Origin of the sequence: Aeromonas sp. HMWF015 (assembly GCF_963878965.1) — a bacterium.
Lineage (GTDB): Bacteria > Pseudomonadota > Gammaproteobacteria > Enterobacterales > Aeromonadaceae > Aeromonas > Aeromonas veronii.
This window is the reverse complement of the sequence record NZ_CAWNZT010000161.1, coordinates 27,636-37,309: the sequence shown is the minus strand read 5'-3', so window position 1 is coordinate 37,309 and position 9,674 is coordinate 27,636. Positions and strand designations below refer to the sequence as shown.

At 59.4% G+C, this 9,674-nt stretch carries 10 protein-coding genes and 1 pseudogene; 8 read left to right on the top strand and 3 right to left on the bottom strand.

Translation table 11 applies throughout. The features are described 5' to 3' along the window. From AACS18_RS08365 to AACS18_RS08350, 4 genes are all read left to right on the top strand, one after another. The coding region (locus AACS18_RS08365; protein WP_108612176.1) for an ABC transporter permease subunit at positions 1-677 on the top strand (677 nt) is incomplete at its 5' end. A 54-nt stretch (positions 678-731) separates the two neighbouring features. Further along, complete coding sequence (locus tag AACS18_RS08360) at positions 732-1,712, top strand: ABC transporter ATP-binding protein (protein WP_108612175.1); 981 nt, start codon at positions 732-734, stop codon at positions 1,710-1,712. After that, a complete protein-coding gene (oppF, locus tag AACS18_RS08355) occupies positions 1,713-2,708 on the top strand; it encodes a murein tripeptide/oligopeptide ABC transporter ATP binding protein OppF (RefSeq protein WP_108612174.1) in 996 nt (331 codons plus the stop codon). It begins immediately after the preceding gene. Positions 2,709-3,006: 298 nt separating this feature from the next. After that, positions 3,007-3,951: a TerC family protein gene (locus AACS18_RS08350; protein WP_108612173.1), complete on the top strand. Its 945-nt coding sequence runs from the start codon at positions 3,007-3,009 to the stop codon at positions 3,949-3,951. Positions 3,952-4,015: 64 nt separating this feature from the next. On the opposite strand, the gene alr is transcribed toward AACS18_RS08350, so the two are convergent. After that, a complete protein-coding gene (gene alr / locus AACS18_RS08345) occupies positions 4,016-5,242 on the bottom strand; it encodes an alanine racemase (protein WP_108612172.1) in 1,227 nt (408 codons plus the stop codon). Between the two features lie 173 nt (positions 5,243-5,415). Here alr and AACS18_RS08340 point away from each other — a divergent pair, with 173 nt between their 5' ends. After that, positions 5,416-5,865 carry a methyltransferase family protein gene (locus AACS18_RS08340; RefSeq protein ID WP_108612171.1) on the top strand — a complete coding sequence of 150 codons (450 nt, stop codon included), beginning with the start codon at positions 5,416-5,418 and terminating at the stop codon, positions 5,863-5,865. A gap of 93 nt (positions 5,866-5,958) precedes the next feature. On the opposite strand, the gene tapW is transcribed toward AACS18_RS08340, so the two are convergent. Both tapW and AACS18_RS08330 read right to left on the bottom strand, forming a co-directional pair. Beyond that, entirely contained in the window at positions 5,959-7,098 is a 1,140-nt protein-coding gene (tapW, locus tag AACS18_RS08335; RefSeq protein WP_005361600.1) for a type IVa pilus ATPase TapW, read from the bottom strand. 58 nt (positions 7,099-7,156) lie between these two features. Next, on the bottom strand, positions 7,157-7,513 hold the full coding sequence (locus tag AACS18_RS08330; RefSeq protein ID WP_005337656.1) for a DMT family protein: 357 nt from the start codon (positions 7,511-7,513) through the stop codon (positions 7,157-7,159). A gap of 112 nt (positions 7,514-7,625) precedes the next feature. Between AACS18_RS08330 and AACS18_RS08325 the strand changes: the two genes are divergently transcribed. The 3 genes and pseudogenes from AACS18_RS08325 to AACS18_RS08315 form a co-directional block, all read left to right on the top strand. Then, the gene (locus tag AACS18_RS08325; RefSeq protein WP_164461703.1) at positions 7,626-8,357 is read left to right on the top strand and encodes a substrate-binding periplasmic protein; all 732 of its coding nucleotides are present in this window, start codon (positions 7,626-7,628) and stop codon (positions 8,355-8,357) included. A gap of 96 nt (positions 8,358-8,453) precedes the next feature. Beyond that, positions 8,454-9,461: a vitamin B12 ABC transporter permease BtuC gene (gene btuC / locus AACS18_RS08320; protein WP_108612169.1), complete on the top strand. Its 1,008-nt coding sequence runs from the start codon at positions 8,454-8,456 to the stop codon at positions 9,459-9,461. Between the two features lie 65 nt (positions 9,462-9,526). Further along, positions 9,527-9,674, top strand: a pseudogene (locus AACS18_RS08315) (ATP-binding cassette domain-containing protein); the annotation flags it as partial.

Sequence of the window (9,674 nt, the reverse complement as noted above, 5' to 3'; positions counted from 1 at the left end):
TGGAAGCGGGTCACTACTTTGGTACCGACAGTCTGGGGCGCGATCTGTTTGTGCGCACCCTGCTGGGCGGGCGCATCTCCCTGATGGTCGGCATCATGGGCGCCATGGTGGCGGTCATCATCGGCACCCTGTATGGCGCGGCCTCCGGCTTTATCGGTGGTCGGGTCGACAGCCTGATGATGCGGGTACTGGAGATCCTCAACGCCTTCCCCTTCATGTTCTTTGTCATCATGCTGGTCACCTTCTTTGGCCGCAATCTGGCACTCATATTTATCGCCATCGGGGCGGTGAGCTGGCTCGACATGGCGCGGATCGTGCGGGGCCAGACTCTCAGCCTCAAGAGCAAGGAGTTTATCGAGGCAGCCCACGTCTGTGGCGTCTCCAAGTGGAAGATCATCACCCGCCATATCGTACCGAACGTACTTGGTATCGTGGCCGTTTACGCCACCTTGCTGGTGCCGGGCATGATCATGTTTGAATCCTTCCTGAGTTTCCTGGGCCTTGGGGTTCAGGAACCGATGACCAGCTGGGGTGCCCTGCTGGATGAAGGCTCCAAGTCGATGGAAGTGGCCATCTGGCAACTGCTGTTCCCCGCCTGCTTTATGGTGGTGACCCTGTTTTGCTTCAACTTCCTCGGGGATGGTCTGCGTGACGCCCTCGATCCGAAAGATCGTTAATCGAGCATCGGATCGACAGGAAAGCATCACGAAAGATCGATAAGGAGTTTTTATATGAAGTTACTGGATGTGAAAGATCTGCGGGTCGAGTTCAAGACCCCGGACGGCAATGTGGTGGCGGTCAACGACCTCAACTTTTCTCTCTCTGCGGGTGAAACCCTAGGGATCGTCGGCGAGTCTGGCTCCGGTAAATCCCAGACGGCCTTTGCCATCATGGGGCTGTTGGCCAAAAACGGCATTATTACCGGTTCCGCCAAGTTTCAGGGTGAGGAGATCCTCAACCTGCCGGAGTCCAAGCTCAACAAGATCCGCTCCGAGAAGATCGCCATGATCTTCCAGGACCCCATGACCTCGCTGAACCCCTACATGAAGGTGCAGGATCAGCTGATGGAAGTGCTGATGCTGCACAAAGGGGTGAGCAAGGCGGAAGCGTTCGAAGAGTCGGTACGGATGCTCGATGCGGTGAAGATCCCCGAAGCACGCAAGCGGATGGGCATGTATCCCCACGAGTTCTCCGGCGGCATGCGTCAGCGGGTGATGATCGCCATGGCACTGCTCTGCCGGCCGCAACTGCTGATCGCTGACGAACCGACTACCGCACTCGACGTGACCGTACAGGCCCAGATCATGACTCTGATGAACGAGCTCAAGCGCGAGTTCAACACCGCCATCATCATGATCACCCATGACCTTGGCGTGGTCGCCGGTATCTGCAACAAGGTGCTGGTGATGTATGCCGGTCGTACCATGGAGTACGGCAAGGTAGACGATATCTTCTATCGCCCGAGCCACCCCTACACCGAAGGCTTGCTGCGCGCCATTCCCCGTCTCGATACCGAAGGGGAGGTGCTGCCCACCATCCCGGGCAATCCGCCCAACCTGCTGCGTCTGCCCACCGGCTGCCCCTTCCAGGAGCGTTGCCACCGGGTCAGCGAGATTTGCGGCCAGCAGTCGCCAATCCTGACGCCGTTCAACGACGGCCGAGAGCGTGCCTGCCACTGGGTATCGGATGCCATGAACAAGGGGACCAACTAAATGGGTGCCGAGAAGAAATTGCTGTTGGAAGTGTCGGACCTCAAGGTTCACTTCAGTATCAAGAGTGGCAAGGCGTGGCCGTGGGCCAAGCCGTCCGATCTCAAGGCGGTCGATGGGGTGACCATGCGCCTGTATGAAGGGGAAACCCTCGGCGTGGTGGGGGAGTCCGGTTGCGGCAAATCTACCTTTGCCCGCGCCATCATCGGTCTGGTGCCGGCGACGGCAGGCAAGGTGGTGTGGCTGGGTGATGATCTTACCAAGCTCGACCAGAATGCCCTGCGTGAGAAGCGTAAAGAGATCCAGATGATCTTCCAGGATCCGCTGGCTTCCCTCAACCCGCGCATGACCATCGGTGACATCATTGCCGAGCCGCTCATCACCTTTTACCCCAAACTGCCACGGGAAGAGGTGAAGGAGAAGGTGCGGGCCATGATGAGCAAAGTGGGGCTCTTGCCCAACCTGGTAAACCGCTATCCCCATGAGTTTTCCGGCGGCCAGTGCCAGCGGATCGGTATCGCCCGGGCGCTGATCCTCGAACCCAAGATGATCATCTGTGACGAGCCGGTATCGGCGCTCGACGTCTCTATCCAGGCGCAGGTGGTCAACCTGCTCAAGTCGCTGCAAAAGGAGATGGGGCTGTCGCTTATCTTCATCGCCCACGACCTGTCGGTGGTCAAACATATCTCCGATCGGGTGCTGGTGATGTATCTGGGCAATGCCGTTGAGCTGGGGACCCGCAAGGAGATCTTCGCCAATCCGTTGCATCCCTACACCAAGGCGCTGATGTCGGCGGTGCCGATCCCGGATCCGGAGCTGGAGCGCAACAAGGTGATCCAGATCTTGGAAGGGGACTTGCCCTCGCCGATGAATCCGCCATCAGGTTGCGTGTTCCGTACCCGCTGCCCGGTGGCCGGTCCCGAGTGTGCCAAGACCCGCCCTGTGCTGGAGGGAAACTTCGATCACGCCGTCTCTTGCCTCAAGGTCGACCCGCTCTGATTGCGATGTGTTGAACCTGTTTGCGGGGCACCTTGGTGGTGCCCCGATTAATTTTGGCCACAGATGAAGATGTCTCTTGGCGTTATCTTTTTCCGCTGTTAATATCCGCGCAACAAGGGGAGTAACTTCTCGCCGGTTTGTCGTCATTACGGTGCATCCATTGAGGTGTACCCGGCAGCCGGGCAGTCGATGAAAATGGGCTGTAAGTGAGACCTTGCCGAGAGGCAAGGTGTATCTGCTCTAAACGCAAACCCACGCCTCTCGGACGTGGGTTTTGTCGTTTTTGGGAGAAGTGAATATGGGTGAATGGTGGATGTGGGCCGGCTTTTTCGGCATTGTGCTGGTCCTGCTATGGATCGACATACGGTTTGTCGGTGGCGGCAAGTCACACAAGGTGTCCCTCAAAGAGGCCGGTATCTGGTCTCTGATCTGGGTCAGCGTGGCGCTGCTTTTCAATTTAGCTATCTGGTTCTGGCTGGATCACAGCGCTGGCCGTGAAATTGCCAACCAGAAGGGGTTGGAGTTCCTCACCGGCTATCTCATCGAGAAGGCGCTAGCGGTGGACAACGTCTTCGTCTGGCTGATGCTGTTCGGCTACTTTGCCATTCCGGCCGAGCTGCAGCGTCGGGTGCTGCTCTATGGAGTATTGGGTGCCATCGTGATGCGTGCCGGTATGGTGTTCGCCGGTAGCTGGCTTATCGAGCAGTTCCACTGGATCCTCTACCTGTTCGGCGCTTTCCTGCTGCTGACCGGCGCCAAAATGCTGTGGGCGGCCGACAAGGAGCCTGATCTCGCCAACAACCCGCTGCTGGGCTGGATGCGCCGTCGTTTCAAGGTGACCGAGACCCTGGAAGGGGAGAAGTTCTTCGTCTGGCGTGACGGTGTGCGCTATGCCACCCCGCTGCTGTTGATCCTGGTGCTGGTGGAGGTGAGCGATCTCATCTTCGCGGTGGACAGTATCCCTGCCATCTTCGCGGTGACCACGGATCCCTTCATCGTGCTGACCTCCAACATCTTCGCCATCATGGGTCTGCGTGCCATGTACTTCCTGCTGGCCGGTGTGGCTGATCGCTTCGCCCTGCTCAAATACGGTCTGGCGCTGATCCTGATGTTTATCGGGGTCAAGATGCTGCTGCTGGATATCTTCAAAATCCCGACCGGCATTGCGCTTGGTGTAGTCGCGCTGATCCTGCTGGCATCCATGGGGCTGAGTCTGTTTGTGACTCGTAAAAAGGCCGCTTAAACGCAATATCATTTAATACCAAACAACAAGGGCTCCCGCGGGAGCCCTTTTTCATATCGCGTGATCAGCGTTTGATCTTCTTGGGGTTGGTGTAGCCCCAGATGGTGTACATGTCCGCCAGCAGGGCGCCGTTGTACTCCTCCAGATCCGCCTGTTTCACTTCGGCTTCACCCTGACGGCCAAACAGCACCACCTCGTCACCGGGTTTCACCCCTTTCAGATCCGTCACATCCACCATGATGGTGTTCATGGAAGTCTTGCCGACCACCGGCACCTTCTGACCCTGGATCAGCACATAGGCCTTGTTGCTCAGGGAGCGGCGATAACCGTCGGAGTAGCCCAGCGGCAGGTTGGCGAGCCAGGAGTCACGCTTGAGGGTAAATGTGCGGTCATAACCGACGGTGTTACCTGCCGCATAGTGGTTGACCGAGGCGACCTGGGTCTTGAATGTCATCACCCGCTTGTATTCGGTGTGGGAGGGGATGGAGTCACCGTAGAGCAGGCCACCCGGGCGCACCATGTCGAAGTAGGCGTCCGGCACGGCCAGAGTGGCGAAGGAGTTGGCGGCGTGGATGGTGATCTTGCTGCGATCCAGTTTGCCCGCTTCCAGCAGCCACTGGGAGTCCAGTTTGAACTGGGCCAGTCCCATCTTGACGTCCTCTTTCTCCTCAACCGGGAAGTGGGTCATGATGCCGACCGGGGTGATCCCCTTTAGCTTGAGCATGGCCAGCGCATCCTGCTTGGCATCGGCCAGACGCAGGTCGATGCCGTTGCGGCTCATGCCGGCGGAGTTGAGCGCGATATGCACCGGAATGGTGGTGTGGTGGCGCTGGGCGATATCGGCGATACCCTGGGCACTCACCAGACTGCCGATCAGCTCCTCCATCTTGTAGGGCAGGGCCTGCTCTACTTCATCCGGGGTGGCAGCACGCACCCGCATCAGACGGCCGGTAAAGCCCTTCTCGCGGGCGACGCGCGCCTCTTCGTTGCTGGCGATGCCGATGCAGGGGATATTGGCCTTGACCACGGAGGGGACCAGCAGGTCGATGCCATGACCATAAGCGTCGGCCTTCATGATGGCGCAGATCTGCGGGCCCTTGTCGCCGAGGCGATCCTTGAGGGTCTGGATATTGTGTTCAAAGGCGCCCAGATCCACTTCCAACCAGGCGTTGCTGGCGGTTTGCTCCTGGCCGTTGCGATGATCCGTCGCAAGGGGCAGATAGGGAGCCGCAACGGCTTGGCCCGCGAGCAGGCCGAAGATCAGGGTAGCCAGCAGAGTTTTCTTGTGCATGGTGATTCCTTTTTGTTGTTCGCGTTGGATAGTTTGGACGGGGTCGGCCACATTGGTGGTGGTTTAACCACAACTTGTTGTTATTATTATGATCTTTGTCACTCTCAACAGGCGCTGACTGGTTGGGAGTCTACCGCAACACGGGTTCGGCCGACACTCGTCAGGGGAAGAAAATGGTCAATCTTGAGTTACGTTTGCCACCACCGCTGATCTTCCTGCTCTGTGCCGGGACCATGTGGTGGCTAAGAGGGGAGAGCCAGCCCGGCATCTGGGCAATGGCGCTGATGGCTATGCTGGTCGTGGCGGGGGCCATCATGGGCTTTGGTGCCCTGCAACGGTTTCGTCACCACCAGACCACGGTCAGCCCCACCAAACCTCAGCACACCAGTCGTCTGGTGACCTGTGGCGTCTATCGTATCAGTCGCAATCCCATGTATCTGGGGCTGCTCTGCTGGCTGGCCGCCTGGGGCTGTTATCTCGGTGGAAGTTGGGTCTGGGTTGGGCCAATCGTGCTGGTGGCCTGGATGACTCGCTTTCAGATCATGCCAGAGGAGCGGCTGCTGCGCGCCCGTTTCGGCGACGAGTATGTGGCGTATTGCCAGCGCGTTCGCCGTTGGTGCTGACAGGCAGTGATCTTCGTGAGCTGAGGGATAAGTCGGGCCAGCCGTGCTGGATAAAGAGAACCCCGGGCTGGCCCGGGGTTCTCGAGGGGCTAGTTAGAAAAAATCGCCCTTCTCGTCCTTGGTGGGTTCGAGGCTCCAGCCGGTGGCATCGCTGCTGCTGGCGATCTGCCCCTTCTCCTTCCACAGCTTGATCTTGAGGCGCAGGTTGTTGGCCGAGTCGGCGTTTTTCACCGCCTCTTCTTCCTCAATCACCCCTTCTACCACCAGATCGAACAGTGCACTGTCGAAGGTGACCATGCCGAGGGCTTTGGATTTCTCCATCACCTCTTTGAGGCCGCCAAATTCGCCGCGCTTGATCATGTCGCGGATGGTGTGGGTGCCAAGCATGATCTCCACCGCGGCCCGGCGACCACCATCGGTGGTTTTCACCAGCCGCTGGGAGACAAAAGCCTTGAGGTTGTTGCCCAGATCGTTGAGCAGCTGGGGGCGGCGCTCCTCGGGGAAGAAGTTGATAATGCGATCCAGCGCCTGGTTGGCGTTGTTGGCGTGCAGGGTGGAGATGGCAAGGTGGCCGGTTTCGGAGAAGGCCAGCGCATGCTCCATGGTCTCGCGATCGCGGATCTCGCCGATAAGAATGACGTCCGGCGCCTGACGCAGGGTGTTTTTCAGGGCGGCGTGGAAGCTGCGGGTATCCACGCCAACCTCCCGCTGATTGATGATACTCTTGCGGTGGCGATGAACGAACTCCACCGGATCTTCGATGGTGATGATGTGGCCGCCGCTGTTGCGGTTGCGGTGGTCGATAAGCGCCGCCAGCGAAGTGGATTTACCCGAGCCGGTACCGCCGACAAACAGCACCAGACCGCGTTTCTCCATGATGGTGTCGAGCAACACGGGCGGGAGTTTGAGATCTTCAAAGCGGGGGATGTCGGTCTTGATGTTGCGGGCCACCAGAGAGACTTCGTTGCGCTGCTTGAAGATGTTGACCCGAAAGCGGCCGATCTGGGGCAGGGAGATGGCGAGGTTCATCTCCAGATCCTTCTCGAACTGCTGCTTCTGCTCGCCATCCATGATCTCGGCGGCGATCCGCGCCACTTCCCCCGGCTCCAGCGGCGTTTCGTTGAGGGGGCGCAGGCCGCCGTTAAACTTGGCGCAGGGGGGCGCGCCGGTCGACAGATAGAGGTCTGAGCCATCCTGCTTGGCCAGGATCTGTAACATGTCTCGCAATTCCATTTTTTTGCCTCGTCGATCAATGAGATGCCATGAGCGGGATGATATTGAGTGTACAGCCTCAGGCGCCGGTCAGTTTCTCGCGAAAGACAAAAAAGACCGCACCGAGAATGCAGAGCCCTGCCCAGAGATAGTCCCATTTCAGATCTTCCTTGAGATAGAAGATAGAGAAGGGGACGAATACGGTGAGTGTGATCACTTCTTGCAGGATTTTAAGTTGGCCCACGCTCATCACCGTATGGCCGATGCGGTTGGCGGGCACTTGTAGCAGGTATTCGAACAGGGCGATACCCCAGCTCACCAGGGCAGCAATGATCCAGGGTTTATGGTTCATGCTCTTGAGGTGAGCGTACCAGGCGAAGGTCATAAAGACGTTGCTGCAGAGCAGCAGACCGATACTGGTGAAAATCGGGTTCATAGGGTTCTCCTTGAAAATCCGGCGCATTTTATCCCTGAACCACGGGTTTTCATACGTGGTGCGGGAGGGTATTTTTAACCAACAGGATAAGCCGTGCGAGGTATGCGACGGGATGGGCAAGTTATGCGGGATTGTGTTGTTACTGTTATTTGCCATGCCGGTGCGAGCGACCCCGACGCTGACGGTGGCCACCGATCTGTGGCCGCCATTTCGCATCCTGCAAGCGGATGGTCGGTTGCAGGGGCTCGACATTGACATCCTGCGCCGGTTGCAACAGGCGAGCGGCATTGAGTTGCAGGTACGGCGGATGCCGTGGGGTAGGGCGCTCAAGCAGATGCAGACCGGTCAGGTCGATCTGATGATTGGCCTCGCCTATACCGCCGAGCGGGCGCAGTTCATCGACTATCTGCAGCCTGCCTACTATCAGTGCTGGCCCGCGTTTTATGGTCAGCCGGTCAATGTGGCCCGGATCCACCAATACCGCGATCTGCAGGGGGTGAAGGTGGGCTATGTGCTCAACTCCGCCTACTTTGAGCCCTTCAACAGTGACAGCCGCCTCGACAAGCACGGAGTACCCACCGAAGATCAGCTGCTGCGCATGGTGCAGCGCGGTCACCTGCCGCTGATGATTGGCACCGACTGTCAGGTGGACTATGCCCTGAGTCAGGGAAATGCCAGCCGGATAGGCAAGGCGGACTACCGCCCCGCCACGCCGGTGACCCTCTATCTGGGGATGAGCAAGCACTCACCTCACCAGTCGCTGCGCCAGCCCTTGCTGGTGGCGCTGCAAAATCTGGTGGCCAGCGGCGAGATAAGCGTGATGGCCAAGCGTTACCAGCCTTGACCTTGGGTGGCAAGCCACTGTTATCATGCCCTTTTCCTGCTTCTCCCCGGCGCTGTGACAGGGCCGGGGGAAAGCCTTGTTATTCGGGGATCCTCCTTGTACCTCTCCCTTATCGCCCGCCAGCAGCGCTGGCAGCGGCGCTGGCTCTGTGGCCTGACGCTGCTGACCTTGCTGCTGTTTCTCTTCTCCCTCGTCTGGGGCGAGTTTGTGCTGCTGCCCTGGCAGCCCCTTGGCGATCTCGAACAGCGCATCTTGCTGGAGCTGCGTCTGCCGCGTGCCTTGCTGGCCCTCTTGGCTGGCGCAGCCCTTGCCTGTGGCGGCGCCGTATTGCAGGTGATGCTGCACAACCCGGTGGCCGAACCCGGGCTGCTTGGCGTTTCAAGCGGGGCAGGCCTTGCCGCCATGGTGGCGATGGCGGTGGCCAAGTCCCTCGGCGTCTATCTGCCCGGCTGGGGGCTGTCGCTGGCGGCCTTCGGTGGCGCACTGCTGGTGACCATGCTGCTCATTCGGCTGGCTCGCCGGGCGCGTCTCGGTCATGCTCGCTTGCTGTTGTTTGGCGTCGCCATCGGTATTCTTACCAATGCCGCCATGACCTGGTTGATGTACTTTTCCGACGATGGCTCCTTGCGTGAAATCATGTTCTGGATGATGGGCAGCCTCTCTTACGGCAGCCAGCAGTTCGGCTGGTGGTGGCTGGTGCTGCCGCTCACCCTGGGCTGGCTCTGTTGGCAGGGCAAAGCGCTGCAACAGTTGTTGTTGGGGGAGACCCAGGCCCGCCTGATGGGGATGGATGTCGACAAGATGCGGGTGCGGCTGGTGCTGGCGGTCTGTCTGCTGACCGGTGTGGCGGTGTCGTTGTGTGGTGTCATCGGTTTTGTCGGGTTGGTGGTGCCCCATCTGCTGCGGCTCTGTGGTGGCAGCGATCAGCGCTTTCTGCTGCCTGCCTCGGCGCTTGGCGGCGGGGCCCTGCTGCTGGCGGCCGATCTGGTTGCTCGATCCACCCTGAGCGCGGGGGAGTTGCCTATCGGCGTCATCACCGCCTCGGTGGGGGCGCCGCTCTTTATCTACCTGCTATTGAGGCAAACTGCCGATGGTGCTGCATGAATATCTGCATGATTTGGTCGGGGCGCGCAGTCTCCTTATTTACCCGTTGTTGAGGCAAGATGCCGATGTCACCCGCTGATCCCATGCCGGTTTCTTCTCGTGCTGCTGCGCCGCTGCTGGAGGCGCGCGCACTCGCCATTGCCGGACGGCTCTCTCCCCTGGATATCCGCTGGCATGGCGGCCAGTTGGTGGCGCTGCTCGGCCCCAATGGCA